The sequence below is a fragment of the Polaromonas sp. AER18D-145 genome (genome assembly GCF_002379095.1).
GTDB lineage: Bacteria > Pseudomonadota > Gammaproteobacteria > Burkholderiales > Burkholderiaceae_C > Polaromonas.
In genome coordinates this window covers 29,598-48,700 of the sequence record NZ_NBZV01000005.1, presented here as the reverse complement: position 1 = coordinate 48,700, position 19,103 = coordinate 29,598, and the positions used below count along the sequence as shown (strand labels likewise).

Here is a 19,103-nt window from a genome sequence, read left to right as displayed (position 1 = left end):
GTCTGATTTGCATGAACCCTAGCCTGAGCGTTCTTTCCGGCGGCCACGCCGCGCGCGCTGCCTCCTGCGGGAGGCGGACATGATTCGCGGCACCACTACCCTGATTGCCCACCTCGGCTACCCGACGGAGGCTTTCAAGGCGCCGATGATCTACAACCCCTGGTTTGAACAGGCCGGTATCGACGCGGTCGTGGTGCCCATGGGCGTCAAAGCCGAGGACTACCCGCAGGTGCTCAAAAGCCTGTTCAAGCTCACCAACATCCGCGGCGCGCTGATCACCATGCCGCACAAGGTGAGCACCCTGGCATTGCTGGACGAATGCACCCCGGCCGTGGAAATTGCCGGCGCCTGCAATGCCATCCTGCGCCGTCCCGACGGCAGCCTGCTCGGCGACATGTTCGACGGCGCCGGTTTTGTGCGCGGCGTGTTGCGCAAGGGTTTGAAGCTGGCAGGTGCCCGCGTGCTCGTGGTCGGCAGTGGCGGCGTGGGATCGGCGATTGCCGCGTCGCTGGCGGCGGCAGGCATTGGCGCGATTGGCTTGCATGACGTCCACCCGGCGCCTGCCGAGGCGCTTGGCGCCCGTCTGCGCAAGCATTACCCGGCGCTGCAGGTCGCCACCGGCAGCAACGACCCGGCCGGCTACGACCTGGTGGTCAATGCCACGCCCCTGGGCATGAACGACGGGGACGCGTTGCCGGTCGATGTGGCGCGCATGGCGCCATCGACCTTTGCCGGCGAAGTCGTGATGAAAAAGGAGATGACGGCCTTTCTGCGTGCGGCGCAGGCACGCGGTTGCGAGGTGCAGGTGGGCTCGGACATGCTGTTCGAGCAGATTCCGGCTTACCTCGAGTTTTTCGGTTTCGGCGCGGCGACGCCCGAGGCCCTGCGCTCGGTGGCACGTCTGAGCTACTGACGCCGGCGGGCGGAAAGTCTCCTCATGTTTCGAACTGCTCAACCCCAATGGAGAACCCCATGAACACCCTACGCCAGGCCACAGCCGCCGACCGGGAAGCGATTGCGGAGGCCGCCAACCCGCTCGGGCTGGACGGCATCGAGTTCATCGAATACAGCACGACCCGGCCGCAGGCCCTGGGCCAGGTGCTGGAGATGATGGGTTTCCGGCCGGTGGCCCGGCACCGCTCGCGCGAGGTCCTGCTCTACCGGCAGGGTGCCATCAACGTGATTGTCAATGCCCACACGCCGGCTTTGCCGACCGCCGCAGGACCGCAGGACAAGCCGGTGATCGCCGCCGTGGCGCTGCGCGTGCGCGATGCCGCAGCCGCCTACCGCCGCGCGCTGGAGCGGGGCGCCTGGGCCGTGCCGCCCCGCGTCGAGGTGATGGAACTGAACATCCCGGCGATCCATGGCGTGGGCACCAGCCGCATCTATTTTGTCGACCGTTACGACCGGTTTTCGATCTACGACGTGGACTTCGTGCCGATTCCCGGCGTGGACCCGTACCCGCCGGCGGTGGCGGGGCTGCATTTTTTCGGCGTCGTGCAATACATCGGCAATGACCGCGCCGAGGACTGGTCCGAGTTTTACCGCGAGCTGTTCGGCTTTGCCGAGTTGCCCGCCGAGCAGCGTTTCGGCATTCTGCCCAAGGGCCGGATTCTGCGCAGTCCGTGCCCGCCCGCGTCGCGTTTTTACATCCAGCTGATCGAGCCCGAAGCCGGTTTGCTCGATGTGGAGGATGACGAAGGCCTGCAGCGCATCGGCCTGGGCACGGCCGATGTGCTGGCCACGGTGGCCGAGCTTGGCCGGCGCGGCGTGACCTTTGTCGAATCGCGCAGCGTGCACACCGAAGACCGGGGCGCCCTGACCCACACCTGGCTGGGCGGTGTGAGTTTCGAGCTCGTGCACGACGAGCGGGGCTGATCACCATGAACCACGACAGCGGAAATATCGCCGACTTCGGGATGGACACCATCTCGCTGGCCGGGCCTCTCGAAGCCAAGCTCCAAGCCGTGCGCGACGCCGGTTTCACCCAGATCATGCTGGCCGCGCGGGACCTGGTGGGCCACCCCGATGGGCTGGCCGCGGCGGTGGCCGCCGTGCGCGCCAGCGGCCTGCGCGTGACGGGCTTTCAGGTGCTGCGCGATTTCGAAGGCCTGTCGGGCCACCTGCACGACTACAAGATGGACATTGCCAAGTCCATGTTGGAGATGTGCCATGCACTCGGTTGCCGGCTGCTGCTGATCTGCTCCTCGACCTCGGTGCATGCCAGCGGCGAGACGCAGGCGCTGGTCCGGGACCTGCGCAAACTGGCCATGCTGGCGATTCCGATGAACATCCGGATCGCCTATGAAGCGCTGTCCTGGGGCCGCACCGTCAATGAGTTTCCGCAGGCCTGGGAGCTCATTTGCCAGGCCGACATGCCCAACCTGGGTCTGGGCTTTGACTCGTTTCACATGTTTGCGACCCGGACCCCGCTGGACGAACTCGACCTGCTCGATCCCGACAAGATCTTCCTGGTGCAGCTGGCCGACTTCATGTGGACCGAGATCAAGTCGGTGGAGGAGCGCATCGCCACGGCCCGGCATTTCCGGGTGTTCCCCGGGGAAGGCGTGCACAGCGCGGACCTCGCCGCCCTGGTGAGCCGTTTGCACAGCCTGGGGTACCGCGGGGACTACAGCTTTGAAGTCTTCAACGACGACTACCAGCAGATGCCGTTGCCGACGGTGGCCCAGCGCGCCCGGCGCTCGGCCCTGTGGCTGGGCGAAGAAGTGCTCCGGCGGTCCGTGCCGTTGCCGAACCGCATCCGTCTGAAACGCGGGCTCGATGCCGCTACGCATTGACACACGCTGCGGCAGCGGCGGCGCAATAGAGACCTTCAGCATCCCATTGCCACCTTTTGTGTTCATAATCGCGGATCATGAGCAAACTCAAACAAATGGAGTCTTTCGTCTCGGTGGCCACGCGCGGCAGTCTGACGGCGGCGGCCAACGCCGAGGGCGTGGCACCGGCCATCATGGGCCGGCGGCTCGATGCGCTGGAAGAACGTCTGGGCGTCAAGCTGCTGGTGCGCACCACGCGGCGGATTTCGCTGACCCATGAGGGCAGTGCCTTTCTGGAAGACTGCCAGCGCCTGCTGATCGACGTGGCCAATGCCGAAGCCAGCGTGTCGGCCGGCGGGGTCAAGGCCAGCGGGCATTTGCGCATCACGGCGCCGGCCGGGTTCGGTCGCCGCCATGTGGCGCCGCTGGTGCCGCTGTTTCGCCAATCACATGCCGACGTCACCATTTCACTGAACCTCAGCGACCGCGTGGTCGATCTGGCGGGCGAGGGTTTTGACTGCGCGGTGCGTGTCGGCGACCTGCCCGATTCCTCGCTGGTCAGTGCGCGCATGGCCGACAACCGCCGCCTGTGTGTGGCCACGCCCGGCTACCTGCAGCGCCACGGCACGCCACAGCACCCCACCGAACTCGCGAAATTTGACTGCCTGACGCTGTCCAGCGACGCTTCGCAGACGCGGGGCTGGGCGTTTCGCGTTCCGCGCAACGCCCATGGGCGACAACAGGAAGGCACCCTTGCGGATGCCGGTGTTCCGCGCAGCGCTCAAGGGCGACCACAGGAAGGCGTCCTCACGGACGCGTCAGGTGACGGCGACTACGAGGTCATCCATCTCAAGCCAGGCGGCCCGCTGGACTGCTCCGACGGGCAGGTGCTGCACGACTGGTGCATGGCCGGTTATGGCATTGCCTGGCGCAGCACCTGGGAGGTCGAGGCTGAAATTGCCGCCGGCAAACTGGTGGCGGTGCTGCAGGACTTCGATGCGCCGCCCAACGGGATTTACGCGGTGTTCCCGCAGCGCAAGCACCTGCCGCTGCGCGTACGCCTGTGGATAGATTTCCTCAAGCACAATTACGGCGAGCCGGCGTTCTGGACCGGCTCGCGCACCGCGCACCCCTGATAGCCCCCGGACCACCGGCAGACCCCATGACGTTTGAAGCCTTGCTCGCTTATGCCCACATCCTGGCCATCCTGACCATGGTGGTGTTTCTCGCCAGCGAGGCCGCCCTGTGCCGCAGCGAGTGGCTCAATGCCGCCGTGGTCGAGCGTCTGGGCAAGATCGACCTGATCTACGCCGTGGCGGCGGGTGCCGTGTTGCTGACAGGCTTGCTGCGCGTGTTCCTGGGCGCCAAGGGTGCGGGCTGGTACGGCACCAACCCGCTGCTCTACGTCAAGCTGGCCTTGTTCGTCATCATCGCGCTGCTGTCCATCCAGCCCACGCGGCTGTTTGCCCGCTGGCGCCGCGAGCTGCGCGCCACCGGCCGCTTGCCCGACGTCAGCCAGGTCACGCAGGCGCGCAAGCGGGTGATGGTGCAGGCCCATCTGCTGCCGCTGATCCCGCTGGCCGCCGTGTTTCTGGCGCGCGGCTACGGCAAGTAGGCAGCGCGGCCAACTGCGCCGGCCCGCTTGCCGGCCCGCACCCGTAAAATCAGCGCATGCTCCTAGTCAAACAAGAATTGCTCGCGGTCCTGGCCGCTGAGCTGGACAAGCTGTCCCCCGGTGCCGGCCAGAAGGCCGCTTTCGAGTCGCCCAAGGTCGCCGCCCATGGCGACTTCGCGTCCACCGCCGCCATGCAGCTGGCCAAACCGCTCAAGCTCAACCCGCGCCAGCTCGCCGAGGGCCTGCGCGAGTCGCTGCTGGCGGCGCCGGCTTACCAGCGCTGGGTCGATGCAGTGGAAATCGCCGGGCCGGGCTTCATCAACTTCCGGCTCAAGCCGGCGGCCAAGCAGGAAACCGTGCGCGAGGTGCTGACGGCGGCCGGGCAATACGGCGTCAAGCCGGTGGACAAGGCGCGCCGCGTGGTGGTCGAGTTTGTCTCGGCCAACCCGACCGGGCCGCTGCACGTGGGCCACGGCCGGCAGGCGGCGCTCGGCGACGCGATCTGCAACCTGTTCGCGACCCAGGGCTGGGACGTTTACCGCGAGTTTTACTACAACGACGCCGGCGTGCAGATCCACACCCTGGCCACCAGCACGCAGGCACGCGCCAAGGGCCTCAAGCCCGGCGACGCGCGCTGGCCCGAGCCGGCTTACAACGGTGACTACATCGCCGACATTGCGGCCGACTTCATGGCCCAAAAAACCGTCAAGTCCGACGACCGCGAGTTCACGGCTTCCGGCGACATCGAGGACCTGGACGCGATCCGCCAGTTCGCCGTGGCCTACCTGCGCCACGAGCAGGACTTGGACCTCAAGGCGTTTGCGGTCGGCTTCGACAACTACTACCTCGAGTCCAGCCTGTACAGCTCGGGCCGGGTCGAGGCCACGGTGGCCAAGCTGAAGCAAGCCGGCAAAACCTACGAGCAGGACGGCGCGCTCTGGCTCAAGTCCACCGACTACGGCGACGACAAAGACCGCGTGATGAAAAAAAGCGACGGCAGCTACACCTACTTCGTGCCCGACGTGGCCTACCACCTGGCCAAGTGGGAGCGCGGTTTCACGCGTGCCATCAACATCCAGGGCATGGACCACCACGGCACGATCGCCCGTGTGCGCGCCGGCCTGCAGGCGGCCGGCGCCGGCGTTCCCGAGGGTTACCCGGACTACGTGCTGCACACCATGGTGCGTGTGATGCGCCATGGCGAGGAAGTGAAAATTTCCAAGCGCGCCGGCAGTTATGTCACGCTGCGCGACCTGATCGAGTGGACCAGCAAGGACGCGGTGCGCTTTTTCCTGCTCAGCCGCAAGCCCGACACCGAATACGTCTTCGACATCGACCTGGCCCTCGCCAAGAACAACGAAAACCCGGTGTATTACGTGCAATATGCGCACGCCCGCATCTGCTCCGTGCTGGCGGCCTGGGGCGGTGATGTCGCCACGCTCAAGGGCATGGACCTGTCCGCACTCGACAGCCCGCAGGCGCAGGCCCTGATGCTGCTGATGGCCAAGTACCCCGACATGCTGGCCAATGCCGCCACCGGGTTTGCGCCGCATGACGTGGCGTTTTACCTGCGCGAGCTCGCTGCCAGCTACCACAGCTACTACGATGCCGAGCGTATTCTGGTCGACGACGACGTGGTCAAGCTGGCACGCCTGGCGCTTGTCGCCGCTACCGCGCAGGTGTTGCACAATGGCCTGAAGGTGCTGGGCGTTGACGCCCCGCAGAAGATGTAAACCCGAGCCTGACACCATGACGCGTAACCGCAACCCTTTCACCAAGCCAACCGGGCAAGGCATGAACACACAACGAGGCGGGACCCTGCTGGGGCTCATTATTGGTGCGCTGATCGGCCTGGCCGCTGCCCTGGCGGTGGCCGTCTACATCACCAAGGTGCCGGTGCCTTTCATGAACAAGAGCCAGTCGCGCAGCCCCGACCATGACGCGGCCGAGGCCAAGAAAAACCGGGACTGGGACCCCAACGCCCCCCTGTATGGCAAAAACCCGGCCAAGCCGGCTGCGGCGTCGGGCGGACCGGTGACCGATGTCACACCCCAGAAGCCGGCAGCGGCGCCTGTCGCCCCGGCCGAGCCGCCTGCCAAGACCGCAAAACCTGCGGCCGACCCCATTGGCGACCTGGCCAAGGCCAAGCTGGCCACGCCGGCCGCCACCGGGGCCGACCCTTTCAGCTATTTTGTGCAGGTGGGTGCTTTTCGCACCCCCGAGGACGCCGAACAGCAGCGCGCCAAGATTTCGCTGATGGGCCTGGAGGCCAAGGTGACCGAGCGCGAGCAGTCTGGCCGCACGGTGTTCCGGGTGCGGTTGGGGCCTTTCGACAAGAAGGACGACGCCGACAAGGCCAAGGAACGGCTTGACGGAAGCGGCATAGAAACCGTCCTGGTTCGCGTCCAGCGCTGAACTTTCTGGCGCCCGGGTGTCAAACCTGACAGCACATTGGCGTACTAACGGAGAAATGATTGATGCAACGACGTGAATTTTCGATAGCCACCGCTTCGGTGGCTGCTGCCGCCTCGCTGGGCGCCCTGAGCACCCCGGCCCTGGCCCAGGCGCCAGCGCCGCGCGCGGGAACTGACTTTCTGGTCCTGGACAAACCGGCCCCGGTCGAGGCCCCGGCCGGCAAGGTCGAGGTGGTGGAGTTCTTCTGGTACAGCTGCCCGCACTGCAACAGTTTTGAGCCGGCACTGGACGAGTGGATCAAAAAGGCGCCGAAAGACGTGATGGTTCGCCGCGTGCCGATCGCCTTCCGTCCCGATTTCGAGCCGCAGCAGCGCCTTTATTACGTGCTCGAGGCCATGAACAAGGTCGATGAACTGCACAAAAAGGTGTTTTACGCCATCCATGTGGAAAAGCAGATGCTCAACACGCCGGACCTGATTGCGGCCTGGGCTGAAAAGCAGGGCCTCAACAAGGCGAAGTTTCTCGAGACCTACAACTCGTTTTCGGTGGCGACCAAGGCCCGCAAGGCCACCCAGCTGCAGGATGCCTACAAGATCGACGGCGTTCCCGCGCTTGGCGTCGCCGGGCGTTATTTCACCTCGGGGTCGATGGCACAGACCATGGCGCGCGCGCTGCTGGTCACCGACTACCTGATTGCCCAGGTCAGGAAAGGTTAGCCCCCACGGTCGCTCTACTAGCGTGTAGCTCCCGAGGCCTTGCAGGCCGCCGCTCGCCAGAGGCTTCGCTTCTGTCGCCTGTCCAAAGCTGCTCAAGCAGCTTTGGAGCCGCAGGCTCCAGCCCCTCGGGGGCCGCTGCGCCTGCGGACTGGCCCTTCGACCCCTTCGACGGAGCTCAGGACAGGCGGCTCAGGACAGGCCAAGGCCGGATCCGCGGCCCCTGCTGGATTGAAGAGCCCCCAACGGTCGCTTGCTTCAAATCCGATCGTCCTGAGCGTGTCGAAGCATGTCCCTTGGTGGCTATCGAACCCGCCCCGAATGGGCGGGTTTTTTATGGGCGTGGTGGATTACCCGGAGTTGCGTCGCTACAATGGGCCAACACCACCAAAGCAGCAAGATTCGTGCCTTTATGAACAAACCCGCCTGTGTACTGATGCTGGCCGCCGTCCTCGCGGCTTTTCCGGTTGCGGCTGAAAAGGCCGACCGCGACAAGCCCATGAACGCCGAGGCTGATGCCCTGCGTTACGACGACCTCAAACAAACCAGTGTGTTCACCGGCAACGTGGTCATCACCAAGGGGACCATCATTGTTCGTGGCGCCCGCGTCGATGTCCAGCAGGACCCCGAGGGTTACCAGAACGCGATCGTGATTGCGGCGCCCGACAAGCTGGCCTACTACCGCAAGAAGCGCGAGGGGGTCGATGAATACATCGAGGGCGAGGGCGAAAGAATCGAATACGACAGCCGCGCCGACACCGTCAAGTTCATCAAGCGCGCCGTGCTGCGCCGTTATGTGGGCGCCACCCTGGCCGACGAAACCACCGGCGAGCTGATTGTTTACGACAACCCGACCGATGTATTCACCGTTGACGCCGGCGCCCAGACCAAGACCCCCTCCAACCCGACGGGGCGCGTGCGCGCCCTGCTGGCCCCGCGCAACACGGTTTCCGGCGCCCCCGCAGCGCCCGCGCCGGCCGGGCCGTCTCCTTCCCTACGGCCCAGCACCACGCTGGGCAATGACAAGAAGTAACCAAACCCCCATGGATGTGTCCCCGGAAACCGCCCCCGTCAGTCGCCTGGTCGCTACCGGCCTGCAAAAATCGTACGGAAGCCGCCAGGTCGTCAGGGATGTCTCCCTGGCGGTAAAAAAAGGTGAAGTGGTCGGCCTGCTCGGCCCCAACGGCGCCGGCAAGACGACCTCGTTTTACATGATCGTCGGGCTGGTGCGCGCCGATGCCGGCGAGATCACCATCGACGGCGAGTCGATCGAGCACATGCCGATTCACAAGCGCTCGCGTCTGGGCCTGAGTTACCTGCCGCAGGAAGCCTCGATTTTCCGCAAGCTCACGGTCGAGCAGAATGTGCGCGCCGTGCTGGAACTGCAGACCGATGACGCCGGCAAACCGCTCAATGCCGCGGTGCTCAACAAGCGCCTGGATTCGTTGCTGCAGGACCTGCGGGTTGACCACCTGCGCGACTCGCCGGCACCGGCTCTGTCCGGTGGCGAGCGTCGCCGCGTTGAAATCGCCCGCGCGCTGGCCACGCAGCCGCGCTTCATCCTGCTCGACGAGCCGTTTGCCGGCATCGACCCGATCGCGGTGATCGAGATCCAGCGCATCATCGGTTTCCTCAAGTCGCGCGGCATCGGCGTGCTGATCACCGACCACAACGTGCGCGAAACGCTGGGCATCTGCGACCACGCGTACATCATCAGCGACGGCCATGTGCTGGCCACGGGAACCCCTTCTGAAATCGTGAACAACGCCGACGTGCGCCGGGTCTACCTCGGTGAGCACTTCAAGATGTGATCACCTTGGCTCCCCCCCGTCGGAGGCTCACTTCGTGTAGCCCCTTCCCCCCTCAAGGGGGCTGCGCCTGCGGCCCGGCAAAGCCGGTTCCGCGGCCCATGCTTGAAAAATACATGCCACTTCCCGGGATGTTGGAGCTCTTGTGAAGCAGGGGTTGTCTCTTCGCGTCTCGCAGCATCTGGCGCTCACGCCCCAGTTGCAGCAGTCGATCCGCCTGTTGCAGCTGTCGACGCTGGAGCTGAGCCAGGAAGTCGAGCAGATGCTCGACGAAAACCCGTTTCTTGAAGTGGCCGAGGAGGCCGCCCCGCGCGAGGATTTCGGCCTCGGCCAGGTCGACACGCCGGTCAGCCAGGAAACCCGCGAGTTTGAATCCACTACTGATTCAATAGCAGTATCCGCAGAAGATACGGGGGCTGCAGGCCAAAATGATGCAGAACCGAGCAGCGAGGCCAAACTCGAGGAAAGCTGGGAGGGCGATGGCAGCGTCGACACCGCGCCCGACGACAGCGAGTGGGGTGGCGACGCCACGCCGCGCAAGAACAACAACGACGACAGCGATGTCGATGCCACCGAACTGGCGCGCAGCCAGGAGTCGCTGCAGGACCACTTGCACCGGCAGGCCCTGTCGCTGCGCCTGTCGCCCGAGGGCAAGGCCGCGCTGCATTTCCTGATCGAATCGCTCAACGATGACGGCTACCTCGAAGACAGCCTGGCGGCGTTGGCCGCCGGCTTGGCCGGCGACGATCTTGAGCAGCTTGAAGCGGTGGAGCATGAGTTCGCGGTGGCGCTCAAGCTGCTGCAACACATGGAGCCCGCCGGCGTCGGCGCGCGCAACCTCGCCGAGTGCCTGAGCCTGCAACTGCTCGACTGCAAGGACAACGACGAGACCCGCGCCGCCATTGCGATGTGCCAGCAGCCCATGGAGCTGCTGGCCAAGCGCGACGTCAAGCGCCTGTCGCAGCTTTGCGGTTTCCCCGATGCGGTGATCAAGGGCGCGATCGGCCTGATCGGCCGGCTCGACCCCAAGCCGGGCCGGCGTTTTGTCAACGTCGAGCGCAACCTGATCGTGCCCGACGTGCTGGTGGTCAAGTCCGGCCGCGGTTTCAAGGTGTCGCTCAACAGCGACGTGATGCCGCGCCTGCGCGTGCACGACATCTACGCCAACGCCCTCAAGCAGAACAAGGGTCAGGGCGGGCAGGCGCTGCAGCAGCGCCTGCAGGAGGCGCGCTGGTTCATCAAGAACATCCAGCAGCGCTTTGACACCATCCTGCGCGTCAGCAGCGCGATTGTCGAGCGCCAGAAAAACTTCTTCACCCACGGCGAACTCGCCATGCGGCCACTGGTGCTGCGCGAAATCGCCGACGAGCTGGGCCTGCACGAATCGACAATTTCGCGTGTCACCACCGCCAAATACATGAGCACGCCCTTTGGCACCTTCGAGCTCAAGTATTTCTTCGGCTCGGCGCTGGGCACCGAGACCGGGGGCAATGCGTCCAGCACCGCGGTACGCGCGCTGATCAAGCAGTTTGTTGCATCAGAGAGCCTGAAAAAGCCGCTCAGCGACAACCAGATTTCCGAGATGCTCAAGGAGCAGGGCATCGAGTGCGCGCGCCGCACCGTTGCCAAGTACCGCGAAGCCCTGCGTATTGCACCGGCCAACCTCCGAAAATCTTTATGAACCAACTCCAGTTATTTTTACCCTGCGCCGCCGGCGTCGAGGAACTTCTCGCCGCCGAGGTCAAACGCATCACCGGCGCCCAGGGCAAGGCCTGGCGCGCCGGCGTGCAGGTGACGGGCTCCTGGCGCGATGCGCTGCAGCTCAACCTGCACAGCCGGCTGGCCCAGCGCGTGCTGATCGAGCTGCAGCACAACAGCTACCGCAGCGAGCAGGACCTGTACAACGCCGCGGCCAGCGTGGCGTGGGAAATCTGGTTCACACCCAAGCAGACCTTCAAGGTCGAGATCACCGCGCAGCACAGCCCGCTGACCAGCCTGAACTTTGCCGCGCTCAAGATCAAGGACGCCATCGCCGACCGCTTCCGCGACAAATACGATGTGCGTCCCGATGTCGACACCCGCTGGCCCGACGTGCGCGTCTACGCCCACCTGACCACCGACACCGTCACGCTCTACATCGACACCTCGGGCGAGCCGCTGTTCAAACGCGGCTGGCGCGAGGACAAGGGTGACGCGCCGTTGAAGGAAACCCTGGCCGCCGCCATGCTTGCCGCCAGCGGCTGGAGCGGTGAAAACGGCCTGTGCCAGCAGGGCGTGCCGCTGTACGACCCCTGCTGCGGCTCGGGCACCATCGTCATCGAGGCGGCGCAGATTGCCTGCAACATCGCCGCCGGCATGGGCCGGCATTTTGCGTTTGAAAAATTCGTGCCTTTCCAGCCCCACGTCTGGGAAGGCCTGCTGGACCAGGCCGAGCAGGCCATCACGCCGCCGATGGCGCCGGTGTTCGGCAGCGACGTGTCCTTCCGCATGGTCGACTTCGCCGAACGCAACGCCGAACGCGCCGGCGTCTCGCACGCGGTACAGCTGCGCGGCGGCGACGCGCTGCAGCGCATGCCGCCCGCGCCTTCGGGCGTGATGCTGGTGAACCCACCTTATGGCGAGCGTATCGATGTGGCCGGTGTGGCCGGCATCCCCGCCCTGCAGGGGCGCGACCAGCGCCGCCAGCAGGGCGGCCAGGCGCCCCACGACCACCGCAACCAGCCCATCGACGAGTTCGGCCAGCCTTTGAGCCGTGACGCCGGTGACAGCCGCGACACCCGCGAAGAGCCAGCCTTCGAAACCTCGCGCGACCGCTCGGCCAACCCGGGCCGCGAGCAGGCCCTCAATGCCTGGGGCGAGGAGGCCTCGGACTTCTTTCCGCAACTGGCCAGCCACTGGAAGAAAAACTACGCCGGCTGGACCGCCCACGTGCTGACGCCCGACATGAAGCTGCCGCAAAAAATGCGGCTCAAGGAATCGCGCCGCGTGCCGATGTGGAACGGCCCGATCGAATGCCGGCTGTTCCGCTTTGACATGGTGGCCGGCTCGGCGCGCGAGAAAAAGCCCGCCGCCACACCTTGAGCCCGGTCGCCATGGACACCCAGGCACGGGCCGGTGATTGCGTGGTGCTCGACACCAACATCGTGCTGGACCTGTTTGTGTTTGGCGACCTGGCGGCGCAGGCGCTCAAAAGCGCAGTGATCACCGGGCAGCTGCAATGGCTGGCCACCGAGGCCATGCGTGTCGAGCTGGCGCGCGTGCTGGACTACCCGCAGGTCGCCAAGCGGATGACGCGCGACGGCCTGGTTGCTGCGCAAGTGCTGCTGGCCTTCGACACCCATGCGCGCACCGTGGCCGCCGGCAGCAAGGCGCCGGTGACCTGCAGCGACGCCGACGACCAGATCTTCCTCGACCTGGCGGTGGCGCACAAAGCCTGGCTGCTGAGCAAGGATCAGGCCGTGCTTTGCATGAAAAAAAGGCTGCTGGCCCTTGATGTACGGGCGCAATCAGCTATTTATTTAATAGCAATTTGAGATTTTCCGCTGGAGCGCGTACGCGGGAAGAACAGTTTCAGCCCAGCGCTTGCACGACCGCAGCGAAGAAGCTCGCGGGCTGGATCGGTACCGTTCCTTTGGGCTTGGGCATGGCACTCCACTGGGCGATGACCACCTGCCTTGCGGGGTGGATGTACAGGTACTGGCCAAAGATGCCGATGGCGAGATAAGCGCCTTGGTGCACCGCGCCGGCCGAAGCCTCCATCGGCCACCACATGTAGCCATACGGCACCACACTGCCGTTCACTGCCTTGCCGCTGCTGGCTTCCTCGATCCAGCCCTGGGGCAGGATCTGCGCGCCACCGGCCACGCCGCCGCCCAGCATGAACAGGCCAAAACGTGCGAAGTCGCGCAGGCGTGCGCTCAAGCCGCTGCCCGCCACTTCCATCCCGCCTGGCGACTCCAGCCACCAGCTGGCATCGGCCTCCATGCCGAAGCGGGCCCAGATACGCTCGGACAAATAATCGGACAGTGGCCGCCCGACGGCAGCACGCAGCACGGCGCCGGCCACCTGGGTTTCACCGGTGCTGTAATTCCATGCCGTGCCCGGTGGGTTGGCGCGCGGCAACGCGGCCATGCAGGCCATGAGGGCGCCCGGGCGCTGGCTCAGTTGCGCCTCCAGCAGGCGGCGCCGGTCGGAGTGGGGGTCGGTGTAGGTTTCATTCCAGCGCACGCCGGAGTTCATTTGCAGGACCTGCCGGATCGTCACGCCGTCATAGGCCGAGCCGGCCAGCGCCGGGACATAGCGGCAGACCTGCTCGTCCAGGCCGCCGATGTGGCCGTCGTGGATGGCCGCACCGACCAGGGTGGCGGTGATGGACTTGGCCATGGACATCGAGGTCCAGCGCGTCTCCGGTGTATTGCCCAGCGCGTAATGCTCGAAGGCGACCTCGCCGTTCTGCAGGACCAGCAAGCCACTGACACGGTTCAGGGACAGGTAGTCGAAAAGATCCCAGCGCTGGCCGCCGTCGTCGAACCCGATCGCGGGCCAGGGCCGGGAGCTGACGGGCAAGGCGTGCACGTGGGCACCGCGCGCCACGAGGCGGGTGGGGAACAGGCGGTCCACATGGCGAAGCGTGTTGACCTGCAGGTCGGGCAGCAGGGCGCCATCGTAAAGATCGCGGACGGAGCCGATGGCGTCGGTGCCGGGAACTGCGTCGACCGTCGCCGCCGGGTCAGGCCGAGGGGCTTGCATCGAATCCGCTGGCAGCCCGGAACGGCCAGTGGCGGCAGAAGGATCCGTCATGCCGGCACCACCGCGGCAGCGGGCTCCTCTTCGCCGGTGCTGGAGACCTTGTCCTTGGGCTTGCTGACCGCAAAACTGTGCGCGTTGGCCAGCGGCCAGTACAGCTTGAAGACCTGGTGCTGGCTATCCAGGTCGGTCAGCAGCGAACCTTCTTTCACATGCAGCACCAGGTTCGACAGCAGGCGCACCTCGGGGCGGATGAACTCCAGCAGAAAACGCAGGTGGCCCATCACCGGGTAGTTGCGCAGGATCGAGCTCTTGGTCTGCAGGACATCGTGGATGCCAACGCCGCAGAGAACCCCGAACAGCAGCAGCGCCAGCAGGCCCCGGCCGGAATCGAGCAGCATGAAAGCGCCCAGCAGGAAACCGGCCGCACACAGGACAAGGGCGGTGTAACGGACGGGGTACCCCGCGTTGAAACGATCGAGCATGCAAGCCTTTGCAGTGGGAAGGGGCGGGTGGCCGGGGCTCGCCCGCCAGGGGGGCTGCGGCTACACTGCCCATCATACGAGTTAAACCACCACGGACACCCCATGACAGACGCCGCCGCCCCTGCCGATTCGACCTTCCCGGGCGCCCTGAGCCCCGAGGAGTTTGAAACACTGGACAACATCCTCGACGACCTGCGCAACCGCGAGGAAGAAACGCCGCAGTGGGAGTTCTGCGAGGGTTTCCTGGCCGCTCTGGCCTGCACGCGGCGAGAGATCCCGCCTGACGACTACATGGCCGTGCTGCTCGACTTCGAGGGGGCCGAAGACGAGGCCGCTGCCCGGCAGCTGTTTGCCAGCGACGCGCAGCGCGCGCAGTTCATGGACCTGTGGGAACGCCGCTACCAGGACATCTGCCGCGCGCTGGACGCCGACGTGGAAAGCCTGCAGGACGAGCGCGCGTTTTACCCGCAGGTCGGCGACATGCGCGGCATGCTGGCCCGGTTGCCCGAGGAAGAGCGCAAGGACATCGACATGGACAGCGTGCCCTCGTTTGCCCAGGTCTGGGCGCTGGGCTTCATGTACGCGGTCGAGTCCTGGCCCGACGAGTGGGCACTCTCGCGCCAGGAAGCCAAGGACAAGCAGGCGGTGGAGGACCTCGACGCAGCGCTGGGCGCCATCATCGAGCTGACCGACGACGACCCGGGCCCGATGGAAATGCCCATGCTCGGTGAAGACGCCGCGCCCAGCGCCAGCGAAACGCGGCTCGAACAATTCGGCGAAGCCTTATGGGCGGTGTACGACCTGCGCGGCTTCTGGCGCAGCTTCGGCGCCAAGGTGGCGACCATTCACAAAGAGGCCACGCCCGGCCGCAACGATTTGTGCCCCTGCGGCAGCGGGAAGAAATACAAGAAGTGCCACGGGGCGGGGTGACCTAACGCTGCTCGGACCGCTGTCTCATCAAACGGGACTTCGCCGAAAACAGGAGCGCACGGGAATACAGCTTGTGAACGCCAAGCAGCAAGCGAAAGGTCAAGCCCAAGCCAGGTGTTTGGGCTCCGGCCCTTGGGGCACGCGCTGGCACCACGGCGGACCCAAAGTACAAGCGCGTGCTTGCGGCGCTTTCACCTTCCGCGGGAACGACCATCAACCATGAACGCGTGCGGCCCTGGAAGTCGCACATGAGCAACTGATCTTCACGCCGTTTCTCGACGCTCCACGCAGCAAACGAATCAAGCGTTCCTGAGGCGAGTTGACTCGCCTGCGCGTCCGTTGAGGGTTTCGAAACGAGCCGTGCAAGCAGCCGCCTTTCGACCTTGAACAAGGGGGTTGTGTAAAAGGCCTGGACATACTCGGCCTGGGAAACGTGTCGTGCGATCTCCGTGACGTAGCAATCCGCGTACGCCCCCCGGCTTTGATATTTTTCGAGGAGCGCTCCGTGTGGGAGTTCACATCGGTGAATGGATGGCATGTGGTGGATGCTTGGGGTACGAAGTCTGACGTTTGAGTTCAGGGGCCTCGCGCACTTTATGCGCGAGGCCCCTGGAACGAGTGGTTAGGCCAAGCGTCGCACTTCACGAACTGAGCGATGTCCAGCCTTGTAAAGCCCATTTACTTCACCGTCCAGTGACGAACACCGGACCGCAAACCCTTCCTTCAAGACTTTGTGAATCATCGTCGGTTCGTCGACCTCTTCGCTGACCTTCACCGTATTGCCGCCAGTTCCGCCAGGGGACACCCGAAAGGCTATGTTGCCGGTTTCGCGGCGCTTCATTTTCACCGGATAGATTTCTCTGCCGGATTCAAGGACAAAACAGAATGCACGGGAGAAGCGATCTTGGTTCCTAGCCACAATTTCTCTCTCTGATTTCGTAAGTTTTCCGGCGTTCTTCTTGAAGTTGCACTCATAACATTCGGCCTGAATATTCGAAATGGCGTCGGTGCCACCGTGGAATATGGGAACCTTGTGGCCTTTGGTCCAAGTGTTCATGTATCGAGGATCTGGCCGGGGTGGTACTTCCGACCATTTTCTTCCGCATACCGCGCAGGCAGGGCTCTCCGAAAGCAACGTTCCCCATTCCTTCTTGGTATGAGAGCCTCCATTCGCCTTAGTGCGTTCCGCGCGAACAATAGCTCTCTTGTTCCTGCAATCCATGCAGCGTTTCCAGCTATTAAATCTTGATCCTCCGCATTTCGTACAAGTGGGCATCGCTGGCCTAACGTAAAAATGACCGGACCACCAACATCAGCGGCGAAGCCGCCTCCTGCTGTTGTGGGTCCGTGTCGATTGACAAGTTAGGCATCGGCGTCCCCAAAGAGGCTGGCGGTCTTGGAGTTCGGAAAGTTGGCAAGGAGGCTTCTCATCTCCTGCCCGATCAATAGCAGCACCTTCTCTGCTTCATCGCCCACCTCCGTCGCGTGCCGCTTCGCATATTCAAGATCGATGTTCTTGTCCGTGCTCGCCTGAAATGCTCGCTTGAACGCAGCATGCGCGATGTGGTTCCTGTGTTCGGGTAGCTGGCGGAGTCGGGCGATCAGTTGGTCGTTTCGATTGAGCTTCGCAAACATGCCGATCAGCTTTCCCAAGGGGGCGTTCTCAATAGCCTTCCGATCTACCTTGAAAGGTACGCCGTACGGAGTGGCTGCCTGAATGAGTTCTTCAGCGGTTCCGACATATAGCTTCAGACCCTCTTCGATCATCTGCAAGAAGCCCAACGCACGGATCAGTGGGGCCAGGACTTGGAGGGATTGAGCCTGCAGCATGCTTGGTATCCGATGTCTAACTTAATTTAAACCGCAAACCCTGCGGTATAACTTGGCGGCTGCGGTTTAACTTGGTCATCAAAATCTCCTGCAAATGGCATGGCTGTTGGGTTTTACCGCAATACGCTGCAAATTCATACAGGTATAAAAAATTTGCGAAACACCGCAAATTCCCTTTTGTCGCTTTCTGACGTGCCGACCACGCAAATTCAATAGCCTTTTTGGCCTCTGGCCCAATGGGGACGGGCGCTAGTAGCTATCTATTTTCTAGCAGATCAAACTGACCGCTGGACGTCGCAGGTTCATGGCAGGCAGCACCGTCGCGCGACTTTCAAACCTCATGCGAATAAACAATGAACCCCATGTGTTGGGCCACCTTGTCATAAAGAAGCCGGCCGGCTGAATTGCTGGTGTGGGTTTGCCAGTACACCCGCTTGATGTCCGCGGCTTTCGCGCGCTCGTACACGCCCTCGATGAGCGCGCGTCCGACGCCCTTGCCGCGTGCTGCCGGGTCGGTGAACAGGTCCTGCAGGTAACAGGTGAGCTCGACGCGGGTCGTGCTTCGGTGATACAGGTAGTGGGTCAGACCCAGCAGCTGGCCCTCACTTTCCGCCACCAGCGCGAAGACCGGCTCGCCCGCATTGAAGAAGCGTTGCCAGGTGGTTTGCGTGATCTCCGGCGCAAGGGCTGTCTCGCCGTGGCGTCCGTAAAAAGCGTTGTAGCCGTCCCAAAGCGGCGTCCAGGCGGTGAGGTCGGTTTCGCGGAGCGGGCGAATGAGAACGGCAGTGGCCATGTTGTCGTGGGTCCTGGTTGTCAACGGGTGGGTTGGCCTTCGTAGACGCGCGCAAGCAGCAACCCGAAAGCGGGCAGGCTGGCGGCCGGCGTCGGGCGAAGCACGCCTTCGGCTTGCAGGATGGCAATCAGCTTTCTGGGAGCCACCTGCTTGTCGCCGACGATCTCGACATGGCCTGCGCCCACTTCGACTCGCCTGGTGCGCCCGTCGGCCTCCACGATGGGGTGGCGTTGCTCTGCCAGTGAAAAAATATCGTCGCCTTCCACACAGCGCCCGCTTTCTTCACGTCGGCAAGTGCCGCTTTCGTCGGTATCAATCTTCAGGTGGCTGGCCACCTGCGGGGCCAGCGACCCGGGCTCGCGAATGAAGCGCGACGAATAGGTGATGTCCGCCCACTTCGCGCCGGTGGCGATATAGCAGCTCAAGGGCAGCATGCCCAGGGTGAGCGGGTACAGCCAGGTCGTGCCGCAGGTTCTGGCCGAGTCGATGCCGGAGAAGGGCCCCGAAACGGTCACCAGCCGCAGATCGACAGGCCGCCCTGGGGGCGGCGGGTTTGACGGTTCCGTCATGGACTTGCGCGCAATCAGCGCACCCTGGCTGTGCCCGATCACCGTGATCTGGGGAGCGCGCGATTGCGCGGTCAGCTGCTGGACGGCCTGCCGGAGTTCGTCTGCTGCCGTTGCCAGCCGGGCACGGTCGTCATAGGTAAAGCAGGCCGTCTGCTGGCCGTGAAAAGCCAGCACCTGGGCCAGGCCCCGAAACTGGCCGGAGGAGCCGAAGCAGCCATGCACCAGCACCTGCACCGGCTGGGTCGAATCAAGACGCAAGCTGCGGTCGGCATTGTCTGTGCAGGGCCCCAGGCCAGGAATCTGGAGTGTGATGTCAGGCGCGGGCAGGCGGCCTTGTTCCAGATCGACGGTGTTCATCGCCTGTTTTGAAGCACAGCCGCTGAGCAGGCCCAACAGGCCAAGCAGGGGAATCAAGCCGGCCC

At 64.4% G+C, this 19,103-nt stretch carries 20 protein-coding genes; 14 read left to right on the top strand and 6 right to left on the bottom strand.

Features of this window, described 5'->3' with window-relative positions; translation table 11 throughout:
- Positions 1–79: 79 nt before the first annotated feature.
- The 13 genes from B7G52_RS04660 to B7G52_RS04600 all read left to right on the top strand — a co-directional run bounded on the left by B7G52_RS04660 (position 80) and on the right by B7G52_RS04600 (position 12,861).
- On the top strand, positions 80–913 hold the full coding sequence (locus B7G52_RS04660; RefSeq protein ID WP_096696483.1) for a shikimate dehydrogenase: 834 nt from the start codon (positions 80–82) through the stop codon (positions 911–913).
- A gap of 59 nt (positions 914–972) precedes the next feature.
- Complete coding sequence (locus B7G52_RS04655; RefSeq protein WP_096696482.1) at positions 973–1,878, top strand: 4-hydroxyphenylpyruvate dioxygenase; 906 nt, start codon at positions 973–975, stop codon at positions 1,876–1,878.
- Between the two features lie 5 nt (positions 1,879–1,883).
- Positions 1,884–2,798: a sugar phosphate isomerase/epimerase gene (locus B7G52_RS04650; RefSeq protein ID WP_096696481.1), complete on the top strand. Its 915-nt coding sequence runs from the start codon at positions 1,884–1,886 to the stop codon at positions 2,796–2,798.
- Between the two features lie 77 nt (positions 2,799–2,875).
- Entirely contained in the window at positions 2,876–3,913 is a 1,038-nt protein-coding gene (locus B7G52_RS04645) for a LysR family transcriptional regulator (protein ID WP_096696480.1), read from the top strand.
- Positions 3,914–3,939: 26 nt separating this feature from the next.
- Positions 3,940–4,392 carry a DUF2214 family protein gene (locus tag B7G52_RS04640; protein ID WP_096696479.1) on the top strand — a complete coding sequence of 151 codons (453 nt, stop codon included), beginning with the start codon at positions 3,940–3,942 and terminating at the stop codon, positions 4,390–4,392.
- 56 nt (positions 4,393–4,448) lie between these two features.
- Positions 4,449–6,125, top strand: coding sequence for an arginine--tRNA ligase (gene argS, locus B7G52_RS04635; RefSeq protein ID WP_096696478.1), 1,677 nt, complete (start codon positions 4,449–4,451; stop codon positions 6,123–6,125).
- 61 nt (positions 6,126–6,186) lie between these two features.
- Positions 6,187–6,807, top strand: a complete 621-nt coding sequence (locus tag B7G52_RS04630) for an SPOR domain-containing protein (protein WP_096696554.1) — start codon at positions 6,187–6,189, stop codon at positions 6,805–6,807.
- Positions 6,808–6,869: 62 nt separating this feature from the next.
- Positions 6,870–7,523, top strand: coding sequence for a thiol:disulfide interchange protein DsbA/DsbL (locus B7G52_RS04625; RefSeq protein WP_096696477.1), 654 nt, complete (start codon positions 6,870–6,872; stop codon positions 7,521–7,523).
- A 409-nt stretch (positions 7,524–7,932) separates the two neighbouring features.
- Positions 7,933–8,553 carry a lipopolysaccharide transport periplasmic protein LptA gene (gene lptA / locus B7G52_RS04620; RefSeq protein WP_170954676.1) on the top strand — a complete coding sequence of 207 codons (621 nt, stop codon included), beginning with the start codon at positions 7,933–7,935 and terminating at the stop codon, positions 8,551–8,553.
- Positions 8,554–8,563: 10 nt separating this feature from the next.
- Complete coding sequence (gene lptB, locus B7G52_RS04615; RefSeq protein WP_096696475.1) at positions 8,564–9,331, top strand: LPS export ABC transporter ATP-binding protein; 768 nt, start codon at positions 8,564–8,566, stop codon at positions 9,329–9,331.
- A 142-nt stretch (positions 9,332–9,473) separates the two neighbouring features.
- Entirely contained in the window at positions 9,474–11,009 is a 1,536-nt protein-coding gene (locus B7G52_RS04610) for an RNA polymerase factor sigma-54 (RefSeq protein ID WP_096696474.1), read from the top strand.
- Complete coding sequence (locus tag B7G52_RS04605) at positions 11,006–12,409, top strand: class I SAM-dependent RNA methyltransferase (protein WP_096696473.1); 1,404 nt, start codon at positions 11,006–11,008, stop codon at positions 12,407–12,409. The genes B7G52_RS04610 and B7G52_RS04605 overlap by 4 nt, the downstream gene beginning before the upstream one ends.
- A gap of 11 nt (positions 12,410–12,420) precedes the next feature.
- Positions 12,421–12,861, top strand: a complete 441-nt coding sequence (locus B7G52_RS04600; RefSeq protein ID WP_096696472.1) for a putative toxin-antitoxin system toxin component, PIN family — start codon at positions 12,421–12,423, stop codon at positions 12,859–12,861.
- A 37-nt stretch (positions 12,862–12,898) separates the two neighbouring features.
- On the opposite strand, the gene B7G52_RS04595 is transcribed toward B7G52_RS04600, so the two are convergent.
- Positions 12,899–14,128 (bottom strand): serine hydrolase, encoded by a 1,230-nt coding sequence (locus B7G52_RS04595; RefSeq protein WP_096696471.1) that lies wholly within the window; start codon positions 14,126–14,128, stop codon positions 12,899–12,901.
- On the bottom strand, positions 14,125–14,559 hold the full coding sequence (locus B7G52_RS04590; protein ID WP_096696470.1) for a hypothetical protein: 435 nt from the start codon (positions 14,557–14,559) through the stop codon (positions 14,125–14,127). The genes B7G52_RS04595 and B7G52_RS04590 overlap by 4 nt, the downstream gene beginning before the upstream one ends.
- A gap of 102 nt (positions 14,560–14,661) precedes the next feature.
- On the opposite strand from B7G52_RS04590, the gene B7G52_RS04585 reads away from it, so the two are divergent.
- Positions 14,662–15,489, top strand: a complete 828-nt coding sequence (locus B7G52_RS04585; protein ID WP_096696469.1) for a UPF0149 family protein — start codon at positions 14,662–14,664, stop codon at positions 15,487–15,489.
- A 622-nt stretch (positions 15,490–16,111) separates the two neighbouring features.
- Here B7G52_RS04585 and B7G52_RS04575 read toward each other — a convergent pair.
- The 4 genes from B7G52_RS04575 to B7G52_RS04560 all read right to left on the bottom strand — a co-directional run bounded on the left by B7G52_RS04575 (position 16,112) and on the right by B7G52_RS04560 (position 19,038).
- Entirely contained in the window at positions 16,112–16,711 is a 600-nt protein-coding gene (locus tag B7G52_RS04575; RefSeq protein WP_170954675.1) for an HNH endonuclease signature motif containing protein, read from the bottom strand.
- A gap of 140 nt (positions 16,712–16,851) precedes the next feature.
- Positions 16,852–17,319, bottom strand: coding sequence for a hypothetical protein (locus B7G52_RS04570; protein ID WP_096696466.1), 468 nt, complete (start codon positions 17,317–17,319; stop codon positions 16,852–16,854).
- 331 nt (positions 17,320–17,650) lie between these two features.
- On the bottom strand, positions 17,651–18,112 hold the full coding sequence (locus tag B7G52_RS04565; protein ID WP_096696465.1) for a GNAT family N-acetyltransferase: 462 nt from the start codon (positions 18,110–18,112) through the stop codon (positions 17,651–17,653).
- Between the two features lie 20 nt (positions 18,113–18,132).
- Entirely contained in the window at positions 18,133–19,038 is a 906-nt protein-coding gene (locus tag B7G52_RS04560; protein WP_205853026.1) for a triacylglycerol lipase, read from the bottom strand.
- Positions 19,039–19,103 lie beyond the last annotated feature (65 nt).